The sequence below is a fragment of the Ancylobacter sp. GW821-FHT10E12 genome, assembly GCF_058809335.1.
This window is the reverse complement of the sequence record NZ_JBXASN010000025.1, coordinates 1-23,065: the sequence shown is the minus strand read 5'-3', so window position 1 is coordinate 23,065 and position 23,065 is coordinate 1. Positions and strand designations below refer to the sequence as shown.

General features: G+C 70.3%; 17 protein-coding genes. 4 read left to right on the top strand and 13 right to left on the bottom strand.

Translation table 11 applies throughout. From position 1 onward, the window contains the following. Positions 1–139 precede the first annotated feature (139 nt). The 3 genes from glgX to treY are packed head-to-tail and all read left to right on the top strand — an operon-like array spanning position 140 to position 6,557. Positions 140–2,203, top strand: a complete 2,064-nt coding sequence (gene glgX / locus AC1RU4_RS24545; protein WP_492894197.1) for a glycogen debranching protein GlgX — start codon at positions 140–142, stop codon at positions 2,201–2,203. After that, positions 2,200–3,972 carry a malto-oligosyltrehalose trehalohydrolase gene (gene treZ, locus AC1RU4_RS24540; RefSeq protein WP_492894195.1) on the top strand — a complete coding sequence of 591 codons (1,773 nt, stop codon included), beginning with the start codon at positions 2,200–2,202 and terminating at the stop codon, positions 3,970–3,972. The genes glgX and treZ overlap by 4 nt, the downstream gene beginning before the upstream one ends. After that, entirely contained in the window at positions 3,969–6,557 is a 2,589-nt protein-coding gene (gene treY, locus AC1RU4_RS24535; protein ID WP_492894193.1) for a malto-oligosyltrehalose synthase, read from the top strand. Before treZ ends, treY begins: the two co-directional genes overlap by 4 nt. Positions 6,558–6,617: 60 nt before the next feature. Here treY and AC1RU4_RS24530 read toward each other — a convergent pair whose 3' ends face one another. From AC1RU4_RS24530 to AC1RU4_RS24480, 11 genes are all read right to left on the bottom strand, one after another. Continuing rightward, positions 6,618–7,154, bottom strand: a complete 537-nt coding sequence (locus tag AC1RU4_RS24530; RefSeq protein WP_492894191.1) for a YciE/YciF ferroxidase family protein — start codon at positions 7,152–7,154, stop codon at positions 6,618–6,620. A 184-nt stretch (positions 7,155–7,338) separates the two neighbouring features. Continuing rightward, entirely contained in the window at positions 7,339–8,877 is a 1,539-nt protein-coding gene (locus AC1RU4_RS24525; RefSeq protein WP_492894189.1) for a malonate--CoA ligase, read from the bottom strand. Positions 8,878–9,163: 286 nt separating this feature from the next. After that, positions 9,164–9,412 (bottom strand): cysteine rich repeat-containing protein, encoded by a 249-nt coding sequence (locus tag AC1RU4_RS24520; protein WP_492894187.1) that lies wholly within the window; start codon positions 9,410–9,412, stop codon positions 9,164–9,166. 150 nt (positions 9,413–9,562) lie between these two features. Continuing rightward, positions 9,563–9,856, bottom strand: a complete 294-nt coding sequence (locus tag AC1RU4_RS24515; RefSeq protein WP_492894185.1) for a hypothetical protein — start codon at positions 9,854–9,856, stop codon at positions 9,563–9,565. A gap of 87 nt (positions 9,857–9,943) precedes the next feature. After that, positions 9,944–10,834: a class I SAM-dependent methyltransferase gene (locus tag AC1RU4_RS24510; protein ID WP_492894183.1), complete on the bottom strand. Its 891-nt coding sequence runs from the start codon at positions 10,832–10,834 to the stop codon at positions 9,944–9,946. A 25-nt stretch (positions 10,835–10,859) separates the two neighbouring features. After that, positions 10,860–11,810 carry a CE1 family esterase gene (locus tag AC1RU4_RS24505; protein WP_492894181.1) on the bottom strand — a complete coding sequence of 317 codons (951 nt, stop codon included), beginning with the start codon at positions 11,808–11,810 and terminating at the stop codon, positions 10,860–10,862. Next, positions 11,807–13,324 carry a hypothetical protein gene (locus AC1RU4_RS24500; RefSeq protein ID WP_492894179.1) on the bottom strand — a complete coding sequence of 506 codons (1,518 nt, stop codon included), beginning with the start codon at positions 13,322–13,324 and terminating at the stop codon, positions 11,807–11,809. The genes AC1RU4_RS24505 and AC1RU4_RS24500 overlap by 4 nt, the downstream gene beginning before the upstream one ends. After that, entirely contained in the window at positions 13,324–14,088 is a 765-nt protein-coding gene (locus AC1RU4_RS24495) for an SDR family oxidoreductase (RefSeq protein WP_492894177.1), read from the bottom strand. Before AC1RU4_RS24495 ends, AC1RU4_RS24500 begins: the two co-directional genes overlap by 1 nt. Positions 14,089–14,123: 35 nt before the next feature. Beyond that, positions 14,124–14,912, bottom strand: coding sequence for an SDR family oxidoreductase (locus AC1RU4_RS24490; RefSeq protein ID WP_492894175.1), 789 nt, complete (start codon positions 14,910–14,912; stop codon positions 14,124–14,126). Next, positions 14,909–16,201: an alpha/beta fold hydrolase gene (locus tag AC1RU4_RS24485; protein WP_492894173.1), complete on the bottom strand. Its 1,293-nt coding sequence runs from the start codon at positions 16,199–16,201 to the stop codon at positions 14,909–14,911. The genes AC1RU4_RS24490 and AC1RU4_RS24485 overlap by 4 nt, the downstream gene beginning before the upstream one ends. 78 nt (positions 16,202–16,279) lie before the next feature. Continuing rightward, positions 16,280–17,857: an alkaline phosphatase family protein gene (locus AC1RU4_RS24480; protein WP_492894171.1), complete on the bottom strand. Its 1,578-nt coding sequence runs from the start codon at positions 17,855–17,857 to the stop codon at positions 16,280–16,282. 500 nt (positions 17,858–18,357) lie between these two features. Between AC1RU4_RS24480 and AC1RU4_RS24475 the strand changes: the two genes are divergently transcribed. Beyond that, complete coding sequence (locus AC1RU4_RS24475; protein ID WP_492894169.1) at positions 18,358–18,627, top strand: hypothetical protein; 270 nt, start codon at positions 18,358–18,360, stop codon at positions 18,625–18,627. A 139-nt stretch (positions 18,628–18,766) separates the two neighbouring features. Here AC1RU4_RS24475 and AC1RU4_RS24470 read toward each other — a convergent pair whose 3' ends face one another. Together AC1RU4_RS24470 and AC1RU4_RS24465 are read right to left on the bottom strand one after the other, a co-directional pair. Then, on the bottom strand, positions 18,767–19,603 hold the full coding sequence (locus AC1RU4_RS24470; protein WP_492894167.1) for a sulfotransferase: 837 nt from the start codon (positions 19,601–19,603) through the stop codon (positions 18,767–18,769). Between the two features lie 66 nt (positions 19,604–19,669). After that, the gene (locus tag AC1RU4_RS24465) at positions 19,670–22,975 is read right to left on the bottom strand and encodes an HlyD family secretion protein (protein ID WP_492894165.1); all 3,306 of its coding nucleotides are present in this window, start codon (positions 22,973–22,975) and stop codon (positions 19,670–19,672) included. Positions 22,976–23,065 lie beyond the last annotated feature (90 nt).

Genomic DNA, 23,065 nt, shown 5'->3' with positions numbered 1-23,065 from the left:
CGCAGCGGCGTGGGGCTGTCCACCATGGGCGCGGGCAGCGCCTTCCGCACCGCAAAATAATACGCCCGGCGCCGGAACGCCGGCCGGGCGGGACCGTTTGTAAGGCACCCTCCCTTCTCAGACGAGTACCGCGCCCCGCATGAGACAGGTCCTTCCCGGCTCGGCCTTTCCGCTCGGTGTCACGGTCGACGGCACGGGCACCAATTTCGCGCTGTTCTCCGACAATGCCAGCGGCGTCACGCTCTGCCTGTTCGACCGCTACGGCGAGACCGAGCTGGAACGCATCGATCTTCACGAATGCACCAACGGCGTCTGGCACTGCCATCTGCCCGGCGTCGGGCGCGGGCAGGTCTATGGCTGGCGCGTCCATGGGCCGTGGGCGCCGGAGGCGGGGCATCGCTTCAACCCCAGCAAGCTGCTGCTCGACCCCTATGCCCGCGTCCTCGTCGGCGGCATCACGTGGGACGACGCGCTCTACGGCTACACGATCGGCGCCGGCGAGGACGCCGATCTCGTCATGGACGCGCGCGACAGCGCCGCCTTCATGCCCAAGGCCCGCGTGGTGGCCGGCACGCCGCTCGCCTCCACCGTCCATCCGCGCGTCTCCTGGCCGAAGACGGTGATCTACGAGGGCCATGTGCGCGGCCTCACCATGCGCCATCCGCTGATCCCGGAGGCGATCCGCGGCAGCTTCACCGCGCTCGGCCAGCCGGAATTCGTCGACTATCTCGCCAAGCTCGGCGTCACCGCGCTGGAGCTGATGCCCATCCACGCCTTCGCGCAGGACCGCCACCTGGTCGATCGCGGCCTGTCGAACTACTGGGGCTACAACACGCTGTCCTTCTTCGCCCCCGAGCCGCGCTATCTCGGCGAGGACGGGCTGGAGGCGATCGGCGAGGCGGTGGACCGGCTGCATCAGGCCGGCATCGAGATCATCCTCGACGTGGTCTACAACCACACCTGCGAGGGCAATCATCTCGGCCCGACGCTGTCCTTCAAGGGCATCGACAGCGCTTCCTACTACCGCACGCTGCCGGGCAACCCGCGCTATTACGACGACATGACCGGCTGCGGCAACGCGGTGAACACCGATCACCCGCGCGTGCTGCAGATGGTGATGGACAGCCTGCGCCTGTGGGCGGGCACCTATGGCATAGACGGCTTCCGCTTCGACCTCGCCACCACGCTCGGGCGCCGGCCGACCGGCTTCGATCCCGGCCACGCCTTCTTCAACGCCATCCTTCAGGATCCCGTCCTCGGCGGCCTCAAGCTCATCGCCGAGCCGTGGGATGTCGGGCCGGGCGGCTACCAGCTCGGGGCCTTCCCGCCCGGCTTCTCGGAATGGAACGGCGACTACCGCGACACGGTGCGCGAATTCTGGTGCGGCTCGGAAGGGCTGCTGCCGAGCTTCGCCACCCGCTTCGCCGCCTCGCAGGACATCTTCTCGGAAGGCCGCCGCCGGCCGTGGTCGAGCGTGAACTTCATCACCGCGCATGACGGTTTCACCCTGCACGACCTCGTCACCTATAGCGACAAGCACAACGAGGCCAATGGCGAGGACAACCGCGACGGCCATGACGACAACAAGAGCTGGAACGGCGGCGTCGAGGGCGAGACCGACGATGAAGGGGTGAACGAGCTGCGCCGCCGGCAGAAGCGCAACCTCATCGCCACCCTGTTCCTGTCGCAGGGCGTGCCGATGCTGCTGGCCGGCGACGAGCGCTCCAACTCGCAGGGCGGCAACAACAACGCCTATTGCCAGGACAACGAGATCGGCTGGGTGGACTGGTCGGACGAAGACCCGGAACTGCCGGAATTCGTCGCCCGCCTCGCGGAGCTGCGCAAGCGCCACGCCTCGCTGTCGCGCCCGGAATTCCTCACCGGCGCCCGCAACGAGATGGGCCAGCCCGATGTCGCCTGGTTCAACAATGGCGGCGGCCGCATGAGCGAGGAGGACTGGGACAATCCGCATTCCAAATGCATCACCGTGCGCCTCGCCCCGGCGCTGGACGGCGAGCATTCGCTGCTCGTCATGCTCAACGCCTCGCATGTCGACGTCGATTTCCTCGCCCCGCCGGTGCAGTCCGGCGGCTGGGAGGCGATCCTTGCCACCGGCAACGATCTCGAAGGCGCGCGCGTCGGATCGGGCAAGACCGTCGCCATGCCGGCACGCACCCTCGTGGTGTGGGAATGGCGCGCATGAGCACGCCGGCCCGCCGCTTCGGTCCGCTCGTCACCGAACGGGGCGTGACCTTCCGCCTCTACGCCCCTTCGGCGCGCCATGTCGAGCTCGTCGTCCGGGGCGCGCCGCCGCTGCCGATGGTACGCGGGGCGGAGGGCTTCTTCGCCGTCGATGTCGCCGGGGTGGCGCCCGGCGCGCTCTACCGCTTCCGGGCCGACGGGCTGGAGGTGCCGGACCCGGCCTCGCGCATGCAGGCCGGGGATGCCGATGGCTGGAGCGTGCTGGTGGAGGCTCCGCCCGCCGCCTCCGCCGGCACGATCCGGCCCTGGCACGAGGCGGTGATCGCCGAGCTGCATGTCGGCACCGCGACGCAAGAGGGCACGTTCCGCGCGCTGATCGACCGGCTGGACCATTACCGCGACGCCGGCTTCACCGCGATCGAGCTGATGCCGGTCGCCGATTTTCCGGGACGGCGCAACTGGGGCTATGACGGCGTGCTGCTCTACGCTCCCGACCGCGCCTATGGCACGCCGGAGGAGCTGCGCGCGCTGGTCGGCGCCGCCCATGCGCGCGGCCTCGGGGTGATGCTCGACGTCGTCTACAACCATTTCGGCCCGAGCGGGAACGACCTGCCGGCCTACGCGAAATCGTTCTTCCGCGAGGATGTCGCCACCCCGTGGGGGCCGGCCATCGACCTGGAGAATCCCGCCGTGCGGGCCTTCTTCATCGAGAACGCCGCCTATTGGCTCACCGATTTCGACTTTGACGGCCTGCGCTTCGACGCCGTGCACGCGCTGGCGACCGATGGCGCCGAGACCTTCCTGCGCGAGATCGCGGCCGCCTGCCGCGCGGTGCGGCCGGATGCCTGGCTGGTGCTGGAGAACCACGACAACGTCTCCGGCTGGATGACCCGCGAGGACGGGCTGTTCACCGCCCAGTGGAACGACGACTGGCACCATGTCTTCCATGTGCTGGCGACCGGCGAGCGCGGCGGCTATTACGCCCCCTATGCGGGCGATCCGGTCGGGGGAGCCGCCCGCGCGTTGGCCGAGGGCTTCGTCTTCCAGGGCGAGCCCTATCCCGGCGCCGACGGGCACCCGCGCGGCACGCCCTGCGCCGGCCTGCCGCCCGATGCCTTCGTCAGCTTCGCGCAGAACCACGACCATATCGGCAACCGCCCGCTCGGCGACCGCCTCGCCGCCACCCTTTCCCCTGAACGCCTCGCCTTCCTGCGCTTCGTGCTGATGCTCTGCCCGCAGATCCCGCTGCTGTTCCAGGGCGAGGAAGCGCTGCTGCCGACCCCGTTCCCGTTCTTCTGCGATTTCGAGGGCGACCTCGCCGCGGCGGTGCGCAATGGCCGCCGCCGCGAGTTCGCGGATTTTTTCGCCGGACGCAGCGACGCCGACTTCCCCGATCCGCTGCAGGAGGCGACGTTCCGCTCCGCGGTGCTGGCGCCTGAAGATTATGAGACGCAGGATGCGCAGGCGGCGCTGAAGGCGTTCCGCACCCTTGCCGCCACCCGCGCCCGCCTCGTCTGGCCTCTGGCCGCCGGCGCCTTTCTCGGCGCGACGGGCGAGCGCGACGGGCCGGCGATCCTCGCGCGCTGGCGCTACGCCGCCGGCACGCTGGCGATGGCGCTCAACCCGTCCGGGGGCGAGGCCGGGCTGGCGGCGCCGGCCGCCGCGCCGCCCGACGCGACCGTCGGCGGCGCCGAAGCCGGCGATGGCCGCCTCACCCTCGCTCCCTTCGCCGCCGCCTTCTGGAGCCTGCCCGCAGGAGACGCGCCATGAACCTCGCCGCGCACCCGCCGGATCTTCGCGCCACCTACCGGATGCAGTTCCACCGCGACTTCCCCTTCGCGGCGGCGGAGGCGCTGGTGCCCTATCTCAAAGAGCTCGGCATCAGCCATCTCTACGCCTCGCCGATCACCCTCGCGGTGCCGGGCTCGACCCATGGCTACGACGTCGCCGACCCGACGCGGATCAATCCCGAGCTCGGCGGCGAGGACGGGTTCGAGCGCCTGGCCGAGGCCCTCGCCGCACACGGCATGGGCATGCTGGTCGACATCGTGCCGAACCACATGGCCGCCTCCGGCCACAATCCCTATTGGCTGGAGATGCTGGAGCTCGGCCCGGCCTCGTCCGCCGCCCGCATCTTCGACGTCATCTGGGATTCCGGCCGGCTGCTGCTGCCGGTGCTGGGCGATCCCTTGCAGGCGACACTGGAGGCCGGCTCGCTGTCGCTGCGCGCCGATCTCGACAGCGGCCGCGTGGTGGTCGCCCATGCCGACCACATTTTTCCGCTCTGCCCGGCGAGCGTCGCCGCCCTCATCGAGGCGGCCGCCGGCATCCGGTCGCCGCTGGCGCCGCTGGCGGCGGCATGGCGCGCGCTCGGGGAGGCGCCCGCGCCGGCCGCGCTCGCCGCCGCCCGCGAAGGCCTGCGGGGGATCGGCATCGCCGGGCGGGTGGCGCTCGACGCGGCGCTCGAACGTGCCGACCTGCCGGCGCTCATGGAGGCGCAGCACTGGCGCCTCGCCTGGTGGCGCACCGCCGCGCACGACCTCAACTATCGCCGCTTCTTCAACATCACCGATCTGGTCGGCGTCAGGGTCGAGGACGAGGCGGTGTTCGAGCTGGTCCACCGCCTGCCGCTCGACCTGCTGCGGCGCGGCCTCATCCACGGACTGCGCGTCGACCATATCGACGGCCTCGTCGACCCGGCCTCCTATTGCGTGCGCCTGCGCGCGGCGGCCGGGGAGGGGGTGCCGATCCTCGTCGAGAAGATCCTGCAGCCCGGCGAGCGGCTGCGCGACTGGCCGGTCGACGGCACCACCGGCTATGAGCGGCTCAACGACATCAACGGCCTGTTCGTCGATCCGCGCGGCTATCAGGCGCTGGAGGAGGACCTGCGCTACCGCCGCATCCTGGTCGGCGCGCTGCCGGCGCGCCTCGCGAGCGCCAAGCGGCAGGTGCTGGAGACCAGCCTCAAGGCCGAGGTCGACATCCTCGCCCGCCTCGCCCGCGACGGGCTCGATGCCGCCATGGCGCAGGGCGACCTCACCGAGGCGGCGATCCGCGCGGCGGTGGTGGCGATGCTCACCCATTGCCCGGTCTATCGTTCCTACGCCCCCGCGCGCGGCCACGGCGCGGAGGATGTCGCGGTCTGGACGATCATCCGCGACGCCATCGCCGCCAACGAGGACCCGCTGACGGCGGCGGCCGCAGCGCTGCTGCTCGACCGGCTGGAGCATCCGCGGGCACCGAGCGACGTCGCGTTCCGCGCCCGCTTCCAGCAGCTCAGCGGCCCGGCCATGGCCAAGGGCTTCGAGGATACCGAGCTCTACCGCGTGCCGGTGCTGCTCTCGGTCAACGAGGTTGGCGGTAGCCTGGAGCATCCCGCCCGCACCCGTGCCGAGCTGCATGCGCTCTCGGCCGAACGCGCCGCCGCCGGCCTGCGCGACCTCATCCCGCTCGCCACCCACGATACCAAGCGCGGCCCCGACACCCGCGCCCGGCTCGATGCGCTGAGCTTCCAGCCGGACGCCTGGTTCGACTTCCTGCGGCAGGTGGAGCCGGTGCTGGACCGGCTCGCCGTGCATGAGAACGGCGAAATCCGTCCCGATCCGCTCGACCAGATGCTGATCGTGCAGGTGCTGGCCTCGGCCTGGCCGGTTTCGGCGCAACGCATCGCCACCTATCTGGAAAAGGCGCTGCGCGAGGCCAAGCGCCACACGTTCTGGGAGACGCCCGACACCGGCTATGAGGAGGCCGCCCGCGCCTTCGCCGCCGCGCTGGTCGGCGCGCCGGAGGGCGAGCCGTTCCGCGCCGCGCTGGCCCGGCTGCTGGAAGCGCTGGCCCCGGCGGCGCGGCTGGTCGGCCTGGCGCAGGTGGTGCTGCAGCACACGTTGCCCGGTACGCCGGATATCTACCAGGGCACCGAATTCCCGGACTTCTCGCTGGTCGACCCGGACAACCGCCGGCCGGTGGACTGGAACGCCCGCGCCGCCGCGCTGACCCGTGCCGAAGGGCTGGGCGATCCGGCGGATCTGGAGAAATTCGCGCTGACCCGCGCCCTGCTCGCGCTGCGCCGCGAGGATCCCTGCCTGACGCGCGGCGGCTATGCGCCGCTGGAGGCCGAGCCGTCGTTCTGGCGCTGGTTCGCCTTCGAGCGGCGGGTCGGGGGGCGGGCGGTGCGGGTGGCGGTGGCGACGCGGCTGCCGGACCTGTCGCCGCTGGCACCGGGCGAGGCGGTACTGACGCTCGACGCCGGCTGGGACGGGGAATGGTGCGATCTCGACGGCGCGCCGCTGCGCATGGACGCGGGGCAGCTGGCCCTGCCGAGCCGCCGTCCTTTCCTGGTCGCGCGGCAAGTCTGAATCGCGCGGAAAGTCTGACTCGCGCAGACTATCTGAGCCGCGCGGAATATCGGAGGGATGTCAGCCGGCGAGCCGCCGGTCCGCCTCGCCTCCGTCACCGGCGCGCGGATTCAGCCGCCGCTCGGCCAGCATGAAGAGCGCGTCGGACAGCCGCTGGCTGGCGAGCTGGTTCGGCTGGATCAGCCGCGCGCCGTCGCTGCGGCCGAGCTGGCGCAGCCAGCCGATCAGCGTCGCGTAGCGCGCGCCCTTGAAGGTGCCGACATCCTGCACCGCGGCGGCGATGGCGGCGTCGAGGACATGGGGATCGTCGATCTCGCCATTGATCTCCTCGGCGCTGATGAACAGCCCGTCGATCGCCGGGCATTCGGTGGCCTTGGGGGCGCGGTCGAGCAGGCGGAACAGCCGCTCCAGCCGCTGGATGTTCTCGGCGCTGGCCGCCAGCGCCGCTTTCAGCTCGCCCTGCAGCTGGATGTCGGACGCCTTGACGATCAGCGTCGGCACCACGCGGGCGAAGCGGCGTTCGGCATAGAGCGCTTCGCCGAGCGCCTGCACGAGCAGGTCGCCGAGCGACTTGATGTCTCGGGATAGGAGGCCCATGGCGCATGTCTCCCTGTCGGGCCGTCGAGGGCCCTTGCGTGATTGGCGATGAATCAAGAACGCACCGGAAAGTCGTGCGTTCCAGCGTCTTCCACCATTCCTCGCCAGCCGGTGATCCGCCACCGCCGAACGGAAGACATCGCGCCGGAACCTGCCCGGCTGGACCGGACGCGTTCCCTCGGGGTCAGCGAGCCGTCTCGACCGGCGCGAACAGCCGCCTGAAGCGGTCGCGCAGCTCGGCCTTCTGCACCTTGCCCATGGCGTTGCGGGGCAGGTCGTCGACCACCTCGACATGCTTGGGCAGCTTGAAGCGCGCCAGCCGGCCGCCGAGCCAGCCGGAAAGCGCCGCCGCCTCCAGCGGCGTGCCCGGCTTGCGGACCACCACCGCGACCACCGCCTCGCCGAAATCGGCATGCGGCACCCCGACCACGGCGGATTCGACCACGCCGGGAAACTGGTCGATCTCCATCTCGATCTCCTTCGGGTAGATGTTCAGCCCGCCGGAAATGATCAGGTCCTTGCCGCGCCCGACAATGGTCACGCGGCCGTCGGCCGCCATGCTGGCGAGGTCGCCGGTGATGAAGAAGCCATCCGGCCGGATCTCGGCCGCGGTCTTCTCCTTCATTCGCCAATAGCCGGCGAAGCGGTTCGGCCCGTCGGTCTCCAGCATGCCGACCTCGCCGGGCGGAAGCGCCGCGCCGTCCTCGCCGACGATGCGCACCGACACGCCGGGCAGCGCATAGCCGACCGAGCCGGGAAGGCGGGCGCCGTCATAGGGGTTCGAGGTGATCATGCCGCATTCGGTCATGCCGTAGCGCTCGAGAATGGCGTGGCCGGTCCTCGCCTCGAACTGGCGGTGGGTCTCGGCGAGCAGCGGCGCCGAGCCGGCCACGAACAGCCGCATGCCCGCGCAGAGCGCACGGGTGAAGCCCGCATGGGCGATGAGGCGGGTGTAGAAGGTTGGCACGCCCATCATCACCGTGGCGCGCGGCAGCTCGGCGATCACCTCGCCGGCATCGAACCGCGGCAGCCAGATCATCTCCGAGCCGTTGAGCAGCGCGGTGTTCAACGCCACGAACAGCCCGTGCACATGGAAAATCGGCAGCGCGTGCAGCAGCACGTCGCCGGGCCGGAAGGCCCAGATCTCCAGCAGCGCCCGCGCATTGGAGGAGAGGTTGCGATGGGTGATCATCGCGCCCTTGGAGCGGCCGGTGGTGCCGGAGGTGTAGAGCAGCGCCGCGAGGTCGTCGGGCGCGCAGACGGCGGTGGGCGTCGTTCCCGGCAGGGTGCGGGCGAGATCGTCCAGCGAGCCGCCGCCCTCGGCGTCCAGCGTCTCGACGCGGGGCACGCCGCGCGCGGCGGCGACCGGGCGCAGCGCCTCGGCCTTCGCCGGGTCGACGACCAGCAGCGCCGGCTCGGCGTCGCCGATGAAATAGTCGAGCTCGGTGGCGGTGTAGGCGGTATTCAGCGGCTGGAACACCGCGCCGATCTTCAGCGCCGCCAGATAGAGCGCCACATTGCCGAGCGACTTCTCCACCTGCGTGGTGACGCGCGCGCCGCGGCCAACGCCGAGATGCACCAGCGCGTCGGCATAGCGCCCGACGAGGTCGAGCAGCCCGGCATAGGTGACCGGCGGCCGTCCCGGCCGGGAGAAAGCGGTGGAGAGGGCTGCGCGCCGGGCACTCGCCTCGATCGCCGCATAGAGATTGGCATTGCCGTTCACGGGTCGCTCATGCTCGTTCGGAGGCTCGGAAATCCGGCTTCGGGTAGCATATCGCGCGCATGAGTTCGAGGCACGAGTGCGGGGCGCGCGTGCGAGCCGTCGGTTACGGGGCGCAGGGCGATGCCGGCAGCCGTCCTTCGTCACGCGAATGAACGGCGGCGGCCTCGAAAGCCCGGCTCGATGTCGGACGGCGCGCTCGCCGCGGCGGCGGAAAGATCCCGCCGCTCCGACGCCGCCCGCCGGAGGGCCGCGTCGCCGGGGTCGGCCGCGCCGTCGGCGGGGCGGGTTACTGGCCCTGCTTGGCGGCCATCATGTCGCGCAGCGATTTCTTGCACACGTCGGAGAAGCTGCGGAAATTCGCCTTCATGCAGTCCTTGATGGTGCCGTCGCCCGGCTTGGAATTCGGGCAGTATTGGGCGATGTCGTTGCGGCAGTTCTGCATCACCGCCATGTTGGCGGCGTTCTGGGCGAAGGCGGGAGCGGCGGTGAGAAGAACTGCGGCGAACAGGCCGCCGACGGTAAGGGTCTTGCGCATTTCATCCTCCGGTTGGTCTGACGCGAGGTCGATGGGGGGCGACATATTCCGGCGCGCGCGTTCCGCGCCGCCCGCCACCGATGGCATCGAATAAATATGTCGCGGCAGTGGCGGACCGCCGCACGGTCCGCCCTCACCCGGACTAACCGCTCAGGCGACGCCGAGTTCCTTGCACAGGAACGTGCTCACTTCGCCGAGCTGGACGTCGTCGACATATTCGCCTTCCTTCATGAACAGCTTCTCGAAGGGCAGGCCCTTGCGATCCACCGCCTGCTCGATGGCGACGGCGAACTGCACCACGTCGATCGATTCGAAGGACAGGTCCTCCATCAGCTTGGTGTCGAGCGTGATGCCGCCCGGCAGGTCGATGTCCCAGCCGCTGACCGTGTCGTTGGCAACGGTGATGACGGTGGTCTCGACATCCGCACGTGTCGAAAGGCTCATGTGACTAGTCCCCCTGTAGATTGAAAGTTCGCACGTTCTCGAAAAAACCACCCGCCGCGCGCTGGAGCGGCGGGGTAACGGACATGTCTAGAGGCGTGACGCCTTGACCTCCAGCCAGTAGCGCGGCACCGCCTCGACCTGCATCAGGTCGAAGGCGCGGTCGGCACCCTCGATCAGGCATTCGGAGGCGATCTCGACGGGATAGCCGCTCATCAGCACCTCGGCGAGGCCGCCATAGGCGCCGACCAGCTGCAGGCCGCGCCGCGAGATCAGCATCTCGCGCCGGTCGGCCAGCTCCACCTTGAAGCCGGCCTCGACCAGCTTCTCGCTCCAGCCGTCCGCCGACAGCCAGCCCTTGTTGAAGGCGCGCCCGCCGGCGCGGGTGTTGCGCACGCGCGGCACCGGCGGCTCGCCGTTGGCGGCGCGGGCCGTGTTCATCTCGCCGAGCACGATCACGGCCTGCTTGAGCCACTCGTTGTAGAGCGGCTCGCTGCCTTCCGGGAAGGTGCCGGTGAAGAACACCGAGTTGAAGTAGAAGCGCCCGCCCGGCTTCAGCACGCGGGCGACCTCCTTCATGAACACGTCCTTGTCCGGCATCAGGTGGATGGCATTGCCCATGATGACGAGGTCGGCCTCGCCGTCCTTGAGCGGCAGTTCCATCGCGCTGCCGGTCTGGAAATGCGCGCCATGGGCGCCGGGCCGGCGCCAGGCGTCGAGGCTGTCCAGCAGCAGGCCCTTCTCGGCGAACTGGCGCCGGGCGATGCCGATCTGCTCGGGATCGAGATCGATGCCGCAGGTGGCGAGATGCGGCGCGCGCTCAAGCAGCAGCCGCGAGAGCAGGCCGGTGCCGCAGGCGAGATCGGCGACGCGCGCGACGCCGTCGAGGTCGATCTGCGCGATCAGCGCCTTGTTGGTCTCGATATATTCCGGCTCGTCCGCATAGAGCTCGTATGTGGTGTTGACCTCGATCTTGGCCATGAAAGTCCCTTCCCCCCAAAAGATATCACCGGCGGCGCTGTGGAAAGTGCTGCCGGATGGCGTCGAAGAATTCCAGAACGGTATCGCCGGCGTCGAAGGCGTCGGCACCCCGCGTGCCGGGCCAGCGCGGCCAGCCATGGCCGGAGCCGGTGACGTCGACGAAACGCACCGGCGCGCCGCCCGCTGCCGGCAGATGGTCGGTGATCTCGGCATGGAAGTCGCCGGGGCCCTTCAGGTGCCGCGGCGGCGTCGGCGATCCGGCATGGTTGCGCTCGATCCATAGCGCCAGCGCGTCCTCCACCGGCACCACCTGGCCGCCGGCGCCGACGGTTTGCCCGCGCTTGATGTCGCCGCCCGCCCACGGCATGACGGCGTCGTTGCGGTCGCACATCAGCAGGAAGGGCACCGGCGGGCCGGCCCCTACCTCGCGGGCGATGGCCGCGGGGGTGGAGGCGACGACGGAGGCGGCGCCGGCGATCAGGTCCGGCCGCTCGCTGGCGAGGCGCTGGGCGAACATGCCGCCATTGGAGGCCCCCACCACGAAGACCTGGCCCGGATCGATGCCGTGGCGCTGCACCATCATCGCGACCAGCGCCGCCATGAAGTCGATATCCTCGGTGCCGCGGCCCTTTTCCGGCCGCCCGTCGACCCAGCCGTTCGGCGCCGCCGGGAAGACGACGGCATAGCCGCGCTCCTTGGCCCGCCCGGCGAGGGCGCTGGTGCGGGCGAACCGCTCGACCCGGCCGAGCCCGCCATGGAAGCAGATGAGCAGCGGCGCGCCCTTCTGTGCCGTCGGCGGCTGGATGAGCGCGGTGCGGGTGCGTCCGCGCACCGGCACGCTGAGCGAGGCGAGCCGCCGGCCGAAGCCGCGAAAGCGCGGGAACGGCCGGCCGAGCCGCTGGCGCCGGCGCATCCACAGGAACAGGATGACCAGCAGCGTGAGAATGACGACCAGGAAGGGGTGGCGCTGGATCATGCCGCTTCCTTGCTGCCGAGCCAGACCTCGAGCCCGCCGCCCGGATTGTCCTCGTAGCGCCAGCCGTCGCCGTCGCGCACCGCGACGCGCGGGCCGAACACGTTGGCCATACCGACGAACAGCCCCATCTCGGTGGAGACCAGGTTGCGGATGCCGAAATTATACGGGTTGCCCATGCCGCGCCGGCACACCGGCAGCCAGTTCTCGCCGTCGCTGGAGCGCCAGAGGTCGGCGCCGCCCTCATAGGTGATCAGGTTCTCGGGGTCGAGCAGGGCGAACATGCGCCGCACCGTCGGCGCCGCCTGTTCCATCGACGACCAGCGCAGCATGATGCTCCAGTCATAGGTGCCGAGATAGATCCAGCCGTCATGGACGCCGAGGTTCCAGAAATAGCCGTTGAACAGGTTGCCGAAGCCCGAGCGCAGCATGCTGAGCGGCTCGCGCCGCCCGTCCGGGGTGTCGCGCGGCTCGCCGACGATCAGGTCCCAGCTGTCGTCCTTGTTGATGCGGATGAGCTCGGAGGCGGCCGGGCCGACATTGTTCACCCGGTCGTGGCCGCCGCCCTGGATGCCGGAACCGACATAGACCGCGTCCTTGAAGCCGACCATGCTGGCGACCGCCTGGTTGAGGCCGCCGCGCCCGCCGCCGCGGTCGAGCACCTTCTTCCAGCGATACGGCGCCTCGCCCTCGCCGTCGGTCGCCCAGACCTGCATGCCGTCGAGATTGAAGGTGCCGGCATAGAGCCGGTCCCGGGTGGCGCAGAGGGTGAAGACGCCGAGATTGCCCTCCTCGCCGAAGCCGAATTCGCTGGCCGCGGTCCAGTGGCCGGCGGCGGGATCGACGGATTCGAACACCACCGGCAGGCCGGCGGTGTTCTGCTGCGAGCCGTCGGAGCCGCGCCGCGCGGTGGGGGCGAAGAACATCCGGCCCTTGAACTCGGTCAGCGTGCGGGTGGTGGAGATCGGCGTGTCGGGCAGGATGCCGTAGGGCGTCACCGGATCGAAGCTGCGCCCGTCATAGGAGCGCAGGATCAGCCCGCCCGGCGCCCGTCCCGGCGCCCAGGCCGAGACATAGAGGGCGGGCGAGGGATCGTTCGGCGCCTGGAACACCTGCATGGAGCGGTAGCCGATCTCGCGCGCCACCTGGCCGGCGCCGGCGATGCTGTCCACCAGCGGGGCGCGGAACACCATCTCCCATTCCCGCGTCGCCGGGTCGTAGGACCAGATCTGCGCGCGGCGGTCGAGCTTGTAGAGCTCGTCGAGATTTTCCGGGCATTCGATCGGCCAGGTGGTGAACGGCACCTCCTTGTACGCCGTCTGCAGGCGTAGCATGGCGAGATTGGAGCGGGTGGTGCCGAGATACAGCTTGCCGTTGAACCACGCCATCGAGTGGGCGTAGTTATTATGCCCGTCGCCGAGGCCGGCGCGGCCGATGCAGGTGAAATCGGCGCGCGACAGGCCCGGCGCGGGGGCCGGGAAATGGCTCGGACGGCGGAGCGCGGCGGAAGCAACCATCAGACCGTCTCTTTCGCATCGCCGGCGGCCTTACGGCGGGCACGCTGGCGTGAGGGGAACAGGGTCGGGTTGAGCATGAAGGTGTCGCGCGGCAATTCCATGAGGTAGAGGATCGCCTCGGCGACCCGCTCGGGCGAGAGCAATTGCTGCGGGCGGATGGCGGCGGTGCCGCTCTGGTCCCAGAGCGGCGTGTCGACCGCGTCCGGCAGCAGCGTCTGCACGCGGATGCCGAGCCGGCCGACCTCTTCCGCCAGCGATTCCGAGAAGCCGACCACGCCGAACTTGGAGGCGCAATAGGCGGCGTCGAAGGGGCGGCCCTGCCGGCCGGAGGTGGACGACACGTTGACGATGTCGCCGCGGCCCCGCTTCATCATCGCGCCCAGCACTGCGCGGTTGGACAGGAACGTGCCGGTGAGGTTCACCGAGAGGATGGTGCGCCATTCCTCGAAGCTGGTATCGGCGACGACGCGCGGCTGGCCGCTGGTGCGCAGGATGCCGGCCGAGGCGACCAGCGCGTCGATGGCGCCGAACCGCTCCACCGTCTCCTGCGCCATCCGCGCCATGTCGTCCTCGCTCGCCACGTCGAGCACCAGCGGCAGCGCCCGCGTGCCGCCGGCCTCCGCCAGCGGCGCCATGCGCTCGGCGCTGCGGTCGACCAGCACGACATTGGCGCCCTTGGCCAGCAGCGAACGCACGACGGCCCCGCCTATGCCGCCGGACGCCCCGGTCACGATCGCCGTCTTGCCGGTCCAGTGGTCGGTCATGCGCTTGCCCCTCCCGGCATTTTCGTCCCTGCGCCTCAGCCGGCGGCTTCCAGCGGCGCGCGCTGGGTCGGCATCGGCAATATATGCGGATCGTACCATTGCAGCCGTCCGCCGATCGCCACCAGATCGAGCACGGCGCGGGCGAAATTCTCCGGGCCCATCTGGCCGCCGAAGGGCTGGTGCAGCATGGTATTGGCGATCAGCGGCGTCTCGACCGGGCCGGGGAACAGCGAATGCACCCTGACGCCCTCTTCCGCCACCTCGGCGGCCAGCGTGCGCATGAAGGCACCCAGCGCGAATTTCGACGAGCAATAGGCCGGCGCCATCGGCCGGCCGCGCAGCCCGTTCGGCGTGGTGGAGGAGCCCACCGCGACGATGTCGCCGGACCCCCGCGCCCGCATGAAGGGCAGCACCGCCTGCACCGCCAGGAACACGCCGTGCAGATTGACGTCGATCACCCGCTGGAAGGTTTCGAGCGCGAGGTCCCGCGTCGGCCGGGCCAATTTCTCGCCGCTCGCCGGGCCTTCGCCGAGCGCGGCCGAGGCGACCAGCAGATCGGCGCGGCCGTAATCGGCGAGCGCGTGCTTCAGCGCCGCGACCTCCTCGGGCCGGCCGAGATCCAGCGCCAGCGCGCGATGATCGCCGGGGCCGGCCGCGGCGAGTTCGACAAGCATGGCGTCGAGCCGCCCGGCGTCGCGGCCGACGATGACCACCGAGCTGCCGCGTATCGCCAATTGCCGGGCGAGGCTGGCGCCGATGCCGCGGCTGCCGCCGGTGACCACGCTGACATGACCCGGCTCGAAGATACCTGCCGGCACGGTCACAACGGGCCGCCCTTCCGGCCGGGCACGACCCGCTCGATTGCGACCCGCTCGATGGCGACCCGTTCACCGGCGACCCGCTCGCGGTCGATCTGAAGCGGCTCTGCAAGCGGGCGCTCAAGCAACGGGCGCTCCAGCAACGGGCGCTCCAGCAACGGGCGCTCCGCCGGCGGCCGCTCGCCCGGCTCGCGCTCGGCCGTTGCCCGCTCGCCGCGCCGGGCCATCGCGGCGCGCCGCAGCCGCGCCCGCGGGCCGCCGATGGCGCGCGGGGTCTCGCCCTGGCCGATCCGCTCGTTGATGGTGAGGAAGCGCTCGACCGCGCGGGCGAAGCGCGCCGGCTCGACCACCGGGAAGAAATGCCCGGCGCCGGGCACCTCCACCAGCCGCGATTGCGGCAGGCGCTCCAGCAGGCCCTGTGCGGTCGGCAGGCAATGCGACAGCGCGCCGAACAGCAGCAGCGTCGGCATGGTGACGCGGGCGAAGAAGTCGCCCTCCAGCGGCGCCTCGTTCTCGAAATCGGCGCTGGCGGTGGTGTTGGCCAGCATGTCCTTCCAGGATTGCTGGCCGCGCTGGCTCATCTCGCGCGAGCGCAGCGAGATGCGCCGCGGCCCGTCCTCGCCGCCGCCCGCCATGCGCCCGCCGGCCCTTCGCCCCGCCGCCGGCAGTCCTGCTGCCGGAAGTCCCGCACCCGGAAGTCCCCCTGTCGGAAGTCCCCCTGCCGGCAGTCCTGCACCCGCCGGCCCGGCGCGGCCGGTGCCGGCGAGGTCGCCGCCATATTTGTTCAGCTCGGAGAGCAGCTTGAAGTCGATGATGGAATCGTCGCTCGGCGGATCGGTCAGCCCGAGCTCCATCAGCTGGGCCTTCCACGTCGCCCAGTGCGGCCAGTCGCGCAGCCGCATCGAGGGCTGCAGCGTACGGATCTGGGTGTCGGCGACGACGAGGCTGCGCACCTTGTGCGGGTGGAGCCCGGCAAAGGCCAATGCCACCCGGCCGCCGAAGGAATGGCCGATGAGATGCACCTGCTCGAGCCCGACATGGTCGAGCAGCCGGGCGAGGTCGTCGGCCATGGAGGCGAGGCCGTAATTGCCGGCCGGGATCGAGGAGCGGCCATGGCCGCGCAGGTCGTAGAGCAGAAGCTGGCGGGAATTCGCCAGATGCCGTCCGCCGCCGAGATACCAGAAGGCGAGGTTCGCCCCGAGCCCGTGGATCAGCACCACGTCCTGGCTGGAGCCGACGCTCTCGCCGATGCGCTGATAGTGCACATTCCAATCAGGCAGGGCGAGTATCGGCATGATAGGCGTTCCGAATTCCCGCGAGTGGCGTTGCGTATGGCAAGGCGCAACGCGATGCGTTTCTGGGCCGAGGCCCGTTCAATCCATGTAGCCCAGTATCTTCAGCTGCTTCATCAGGGCTTCGCGCTCTTCCTCGCTCGGCTCTGCGCGGTCCTCCTCCGCCGTGCCCTGCACCTGCGTCGCCGCGCCGATCACCGCCTCGCGCTTCTCGGCGAGCGCCGCGGTCGGCACATGGCCTTCGAGGTCGCTCGGCACCGGCAGGCCCATCAGGGTGAGGATCAGCGGGGCGACGTCGAGCAGGTTCAGCGCGTCGAGGCTGACGCCCTTCCTGAAGCTCGGGCCGTGGCCGATGAAGATGCCGGCCGGGCGGTGGGTGCCGTCGGCTTCCGGCCGCTGCGCCACGATCTCCTTCGACTTGAGGATCGAGACGAAGCCGCCGTCGCGCAGCCGCAGCGTGATGTCCGGGCAGGGCTCGACGAAGCTGGTGCCGCGCAGCTTGTTGAGGTCGGCGCCGAGCACGATCTTCTCGCCGGTGGCCGGGTCGCGGATGTCGAGCAGCTCGCGCTGCAGCTCCATCACGAAGGAGAGGTAGTCCTCCTCCTTCACGCCGCTGCCGGAGCCGAGGTCCTTCTTGATGTAGATGGCATTGCTCGACGGGGTGGGGCAGAACGCCTTGGTGGCCTGCCACTGCACCATGCCGAGATGGTCCTTGATCTTCTCGGCGGTGAGCTGGCCGAGCGCGTCGTCATGGGCGGAGTTCGACCAGGTGAGGTAACCCTTCCGCGACAGCCACTCGTTTACGTAGAAGATCTCGGTGGTCGGACCGAAACCGTGGTCGGAGACGATGATGACGTCGGTATCGGGACCGGCGGCTTCCATCATCTTCTGGATGTTCTTGTCGAGGCCGCGGTAGAAGCGCAGGCAGTTCTCGCGGATCTCGTCATACCATTCGCCGGCATCGGTCTTGACCAGCGCCGGGTCGACGAAGCGCCAGAACAGGTGCTGCACCTTGTCCGGGCCGTCCAGCACCACGGCGGTCAGCTCGGTCGGGTCGGTGTTGAGCAGGTAGGTGGTGAGGTCGGCCCAGGCGGTGTCGCGGCGGTCCTGGAGATCGATCCAGTCCATGTGCTCGCCCTCGTGCAGGCCCTGCACGCATTTCTTCTCCTCGCCGATATCCATGCCGAGGTCGCGATAGTCGAACTTGTCCATCGCGCGGACGGTGTCGAACAACGTCTTGGGATGGGTGCCGTGGCGCAGGTGCCGCCAGGGCACGAAGCCGGCTATCACATAGCCGTCGATCGCCGGGGCGGGGGCCATGCCGTAGAAATTGAGGCTGGTGGCGCGCTTGCCGCCGCGGTTGGCGATCGACCACAGCGTCTCGCAGTGATTGTCGCGGTAATCGTTGATCTTCAGGAAGACGCCGCCATCCTGCATGGTGACCGGGCGCAGGAAATCGTAGATGCCGTGCTTTTCCGGGCTGTGGCCGGTGATCATCGAGGTCCAGGCCGGCGGGGTCAGCGGGTTTCGCGTCGACATCAGGTTGGCGCGGGCGCCCTTCGCGAGGACGGAACCCAGATACGGCATCACGCCCTGCGCAACCATCGGATCGAGCAAGGTGAAAGTGGCTCCGTCGAGCCCGATCATCAAAACCTTCATTTGCCGGGGCTCTTCTGGACTGTCGTCACACAGGGATTACGTGGGGGCGGATGGGCAGGAGATCGACTTGGCAGGAAAACGGATGTGCGGGCAGTGGGGTACCGGCAGCATCACTTGAAGTCGTTCCCAAGCTTTCATTATTATCTACAAGAAAACTCGGCAACTTTCATATTCCTGTCAATTCACGAAACCTATCACGCACACTGGGGCTTGGGAAGACTGGGCATCGGCGTGCGGCGCGGCTAGACTAGGGTGCAAGGCATGGGGGTGCTGCCGAATCGGCGGGGCATGGTGTCGTATGCTTCGCCAAGCGTGATACGCGGCTTGGCCGCATTCTCATCCGGGTGAGCGTCATTTCCAACGATCGCAAACTATCAGGGGCGACCGCCGCTCCGCTGGCCGAGGCAAATCCACGGGTATCGGGGCGCGAGGACGTTGTCGGCGCGCTGCCGGCGCCGTCGCGCCGGCGGGCGCCACTTCCCGCGCGCCTCGCTTACGACGTGTCCGAGGACGTGGTTCCGACCGGCGGGCCGATCGGCAGCGGCAAATTGCAGCATTTGCTGCATCTGCAGGATTTCCTGCACAATTCGCAGAAGATGGAGCTGCGCGACGCCTCGACCATGACGTCGAGCAGCGCCGAGGAGATCGGCGCGCGGATGGCGGACCTGCGCTACCGCCTCGACATGCTGGGCGCGCTGTCGAAGGTGCTTACCGAGGAACTCGACATGCTGCAGGCCACGCTGGCGCCGCGCGACAGCGGGCAAGGCTGAAGCGGCATTCCTGAAGCGGCACTCCTGGCGCCGGAACCCCTGGCGGCGGCGAGGATCGCTTCCGCCAGGATTGCCGCGCGGGAGCCCGGCACGAGAGCGCCGCCGCGTGCGAAAAATAAGGCTCGGTATCGCGACGGGGTCAGGCGGCGCTGGGGCTGGGAACGCCCGTGGCGGCGTCGACATCCTCGGTCGACCGCCGCCGCCGCGTCGCGGTGTCGAGAAAGCCCGGATCGTTGCCGAGATTGGCGCCCGCCGGACCGAAGCCGGCGAAGGGCGAGTCCTCCGGCCGCAGCATGGCCTCCACGCACTCGTCGGCATCGGAGAGGCCGAGGCCGCGGCACAGGCCCTTGAGCGTGGGGCGCGGATCGCTCGACAGCGCCTCGATCTCCAGCACCGTCGCCCGCCCGTCCGGCTGGGCGGCGAGGAACGCCTCCAGCTCGGCCTGCGCGCGCTCGGATCGCTTGCGCATGTCCGCCATGCGCTTCGCCGGCGAGGCCGCCGCCGCCGGGGCGGCGCCGGCTGCCGGCTTGCCGACCACATGCACCAGCCGGGCATCCGGCGCGCTGGCGAGGATGCGGGCCGGGCTGCCCGGCGTGGTGGAATAGGCACGGCTGGGGTCGACGAGGTGCAGCGGCGCCACCTGCGCGCACAGCTCGTCGAAGATCCGCCAGCTCGGCCAGGCATTGCGCCGCAGCAGCCAGCGGCCGGCCATCGCCACCGTGTCCATGGTCTGCTCGCCGGCATGCAGATGGGCGATCACCCGCAGCAGCCCGTGGAACTGCGCCTTGTCGCGGTCGGCGAGCGCGACGGAGAGGTCCTCCAGGCTGTCGGCGGCGAGCAGGTTGAGCTCGGGGGCGCCGAAGCAGGCGGGATGCCGCCCGAGCATCGCCCCGGCGAGCGGCAGCACGGCCGGGGTGGCGGACAGCAGGAAAATCGGGGGCGCGGCTCCCCCATTCGACGCGGAGACAGGACTCATGACGCGCAGGGTATCACGCCTTGGATCCAGGATGCCGGATCGGGCTACCGGGCAGTGTGACCCGGCTCACGGTATCCACGACCAGACCTCCACCTGGAAGAACCGGACCAGGAAGCGCAGGAAGGCCTGCCAGACCATCATGCTCTCGCCGTCGACCTTGGCATAGCCGCTCATGCCGGAGCGCAGGGCGCCGTCGTCATTGGCGATGTTGGCCTTCACGCGCACCACCATGCCGTAGTCGCGCTTGTCGGCGGCGGGCGCGATGGCGACCACGGTGCCGTCGATCTCGCGGTTGCTGTAGCCCCAGGCCTTGATGCGCACGGTGTCGCCGGCCTGCACCAGCGCGATGTCGGCCTCCGGCACGTCGATCTCGGCGTCGACATTGCGGGTATTCTCGGTCTCCATCAGCGCTTCGCCGGATTTCAGCCACTTGCCGACCAGCAGTTGCGGGTTCGGGGTGATCACGCGGCCTTCCGCCGGCGCGCGCACCCGGGTGCGCTCCAGCAGGTCGTCGCGGTATTTCAGCTCCGCCGACAGCCGGTCGACCTCCGCCTGGGCGGCGTCGATCTCGCTCTGGGTGGCGGCGCTGCGCACCAGCGCCAGATTGGCGATGGACACGTCGAGCGAGGCGACGTCGCTGTCATATTTCGACTTGGCCTTGTCGAGCGCCGCCTGCGAGGCGGTGCCGGTCTTCTGCAATTCCGCCTGCCGCTTCATGTCCGCCTCGGAGAAGGCGACGCTGGCGCGGGCGGAATCCACCTGCTTCTCGGCGACGGTGATCTGCTCGGTCTTGGCGCCTTCCTGCAGCTGGGCCAGCTTGGCCTTGGCGGAGGCGAGGCTCGCCGTCGTCACCGCCACATCGTGGGCCTGGTCCCAGTTGGACATTTCGCCGAGGATTTCGTCCTCCTTCACCCAGATGCCCTCGCGCACCAGGATCTTCATGATCTCGCCGTCGGTACGGGCATTGGCCTGGTTGCGGGCGTTGGGCAGGATGGTGAACGGGCCGGAGGTCTCGTACTCGTAGGGCAGGCAGGCGACGCCGATCAGGAACAGGATCAGCAGCGACCAGATGAGCCGGCTCCAGGCGGCGTAGCTGGTGCGGGTCTTGGCGCCGTCCTTGCCCCCGGCATCCCGGCCGGCGGCGGTCGCGGCCCCGACCCCGGCAGCTGCCCCGGCGCCGGCGAAGGCGGCGCCCTCGGCCGTGATCTTGGCGGTCGCCGGCACCCAGGCCGAGCCGCCGCCATGGCGCCACATGCTGACGAACCACAGCACGCAGGAGATGCACAGCAGGACGAAGATGCCCATGCCGGCGCCGCCGATCTCCACCTGCAGGGTGATGGCGAAATAGGTGAGCAGGCCGAAGATGAACACCAGCGAGCACAGGATGGCGCCGAGGGCGAACAGGATGAGCCCGCCTTCCTCCTCCTCGCGCACGAAGGGCGGCCGCGGCTTGCCGGTGAACCAGTTCTTCAGCGAGGCCAGCGCCTTCTTCTTCAGGTTCGGCTCGCCGAAATAGGTGGTGATCCAGTTCATGCCGTCGGCCGGCATCAGCGGGAAGGCGATGATGATGAACTCGACCAGCGCCGCCTGCGAGATCACCAGCGCATATTGCGCGGTGGTGGTGCCGCTGCCATGCGCGGCGAGCCAGATCAGCGTGCCGCCGGCGAACAGCCACAGGCGGGCCAGCAGCGGCGCGCCATAGCTCCAGAGCTGGCCTTTTCGCGACAGATGCGGGATGGCCGACTTGTCGATGAAGAAGCGCGGCAGGATGCCGAGCTCGATCACGATGCCGAACTGCTTCACCTCGCCACCGAAATGGCGGATCACCGTTCCCTGCGCCGATCGCGCGGTGAGGTTGGCGACGAACAGGGTGATAAGCATGCTCGCCACCGTCGACCAGGTGAAGCCGAGCGCGCGCAGGTCGGCCGCATAGAGCGTGCCGTGCTGGAAGATGACCGCGATGGCGAGCGCCAGCACCGGCCACAGCGCATAGTGCAGCAGCCGCATCGGCCAGAACACGACGCCCAGCAGGGCGAAAAGCAGTGTCGGGTTGAACAGCGTGACCCGGTCGTGATGGACCTTCTCCTGCGGGGTGCCGCCGCCGCGTCCGCCACGCCCGGCGAGCGCGGCCATCAGCGCCTCGCGCCCGCCGCCCATGCCGCCGAAGCCGCCAAGACCGCCGGGGCCGCCGCCGCCCATGCCGCCGCCGCCAAGACCGCCGCCACCGAGGCCGCCGCCACCGAGGCCGCCGCCCATTCCACCGCCCATGCCGCCGGCGCGCCCGGCACCCATGCCGGCAAAGCCGCCCATGCCGCCGCCCATTCCGCCACCCATGCCGGCGCCACCGAAGCCGCGGCCGCCCATGCCGCCGCCCATTCCGCCACCCATGCCGCCGCCACCCATGCCGCCGAAGCCGCCACCCATTCCGCCGCCGCGGCCGCCGGGCCGGGCGCCGCCGCCCGCCGCCCCCGCGCCGCCGGGCTTGCCGCCGATCGAGCCGCCGAACATGTCGTCGTCCAGTCCGTCGAGGAAGGCGTCGGCGTCGAAGATGCGGCCGCTGGCGGTCTCGCCCGGCGCCATCCGCTGGACGCGCGAGGTGTTTTCTTCCGCCGGCCTGGCCCGTGCGGCCTTCGGCGAAGGTCGCTTGGGCGGAATGATGTCGGGATCGGCCTGCGCATCCTCGGCGTCCTCCGCGGAGCCGGTGGCCTTGCGCGCCTCCCGCCGCTGGGCGCCGGTGCGGGCACCCTGGCGGGGGGTGAAGCGTTCGCTGGCCGGCTCGGGCGTCTCGCGATGCAGCGCCTCGCGGTGCGAGGCCTCCTGATGCGGCGCCTCCTGATGCGGCGCCTCCTGCGTCTCGCCGTCGGCCGTGCTCCCGCCGGCAGCGGCCGGCGGCGCCTCGTCGGTCGGGCGTGCCGGCGCCGGGTCTGTCGCCTCGATGGCGGAGGACACTGCCGCCATTGCTGCTTCCGAGATGGCGGCCGCTTCCGAGGCGGTCGCTTCGGCCGACGTCGGCTCGGTGGCGCTCGCCTCCGCGATCTCCGCCTCGGTTGCCGGTTCGCGGCCGGCGATCAGCAGCGTCTCCTCGATGTCGCGCAGCAGCGCGTCGTGCAGCTCCTGGATGCTCGGGTGGTCGAGCGGCGCGGCGACCGCCGATTCGGGCGGCGGCAGGGCCATCATCGGCGCCGGCGCCGGCGGCTCGGGTTTGCGCGGGCGGGGCGCGACGCGGCTGCTCGCCTTGGGCGGGGCATCGGGCACGGCCTTGCCGACTGGGGCGGCCAGGCGGCGCGGCGCGTCGGTGCGCAGCGCGGTACGGGCGCTCGCCCGGTCGGGCGGGGCAATGACGAGCGGCTGGCGCGGGGCGGGGCGGGGCATGGTGCGCGAACTCGCCCGGTCGGACGCCGGAACCACCGGCGGCGGCGGCGCGGCGCGGGGCGAGGTGCGGGCGCTGGCGCGGTCGGACGT

Excerpts from the sequence above, each read along its gene's own strand:
- glgX (WP_492894197.1), top strand. The coding sequence starts at position 140 with ATGAGACAGGTCCTTCCCGGCTCGGCCTTTCCGCTCGGTGTCACGGTC.
- AC1RU4_RS24530 (WP_492894191.1), bottom strand. The coding sequence starts at position 7,154 with ATGGGCCTCCTATCCCGAGACATCAAGTCGCTCGGCGACCTGCTCGTG.
- AC1RU4_RS24500 (WP_492894179.1), bottom strand. The coding sequence starts at position 13,324 with ATGGTTGCTTCCGCCGCGCTCCGCCGTCCGAGCCATTTCCCGGCCCCC.
- AC1RU4_RS24470 (WP_492894167.1), bottom strand. The coding sequence starts at position 19,603 with ATGAGTCCTGTCTCCGCGTCGAATGGGGGAGCCGCGCCCCCGATTTTC.
- treY (WP_492894193.1), top strand. The coding sequence starts at position 3,969 with ATGAACCTCGCCGCGCACCCGCCGGATCTTCGCGCCACCTACCGGATG.
- AC1RU4_RS24480 (WP_492894171.1), bottom strand. The coding sequence starts at position 17,857 with ATGAAGGTTTTGATGATCGGGCTCGACGGAGCCACTTTCACCTTGCTC.
- AC1RU4_RS24485 (WP_492894173.1), bottom strand. The coding sequence starts at position 16,201 with ATGCCGATACTCGCCCTGCCTGATTGGAATGTGCACTATCAGCGCATC.
- AC1RU4_RS24495 (WP_492894177.1), bottom strand. The coding sequence starts at position 14,088 with ATGACCGACCACTGGACCGGCAAGACGGCGATCGTGACCGGGGCGTCC.
- treZ (WP_492894195.1), top strand. The coding sequence starts at position 2,200 with ATGAGCACGCCGGCCCGCCGCTTCGGTCCGCTCGTCACCGAACGGGGC.
- AC1RU4_RS24520 (WP_492894187.1), bottom strand. The coding sequence starts at position 9,412 with ATGCGCAAGACCCTTACCGTCGGCGGCCTGTTCGCCGCAGTTCTTCTC.
- AC1RU4_RS24505 (WP_492894181.1), bottom strand. The coding sequence starts at position 11,810 with ATGATCCAGCGCCACCCCTTCCTGGTCGTCATTCTCACGCTGCTGGTC.
- AC1RU4_RS24515 (WP_492894185.1), bottom strand. The coding sequence starts at position 9,856 with ATGAGCCTTTCGACACGTGCGGATGTCGAGACCACCGTCATCACCGTT.
- AC1RU4_RS24465 (WP_492894165.1), bottom strand. The coding sequence starts at position 22,975 with ATGCCCCGCCCCGCCCCGCGCCAGCCGCTCGTCATTGCCCCGCCCGAC.
- AC1RU4_RS24510 (WP_492894183.1), bottom strand. The coding sequence starts at position 10,834 with ATGGCCAAGATCGAGGTCAACACCACATACGAGCTCTATGCGGACGAG.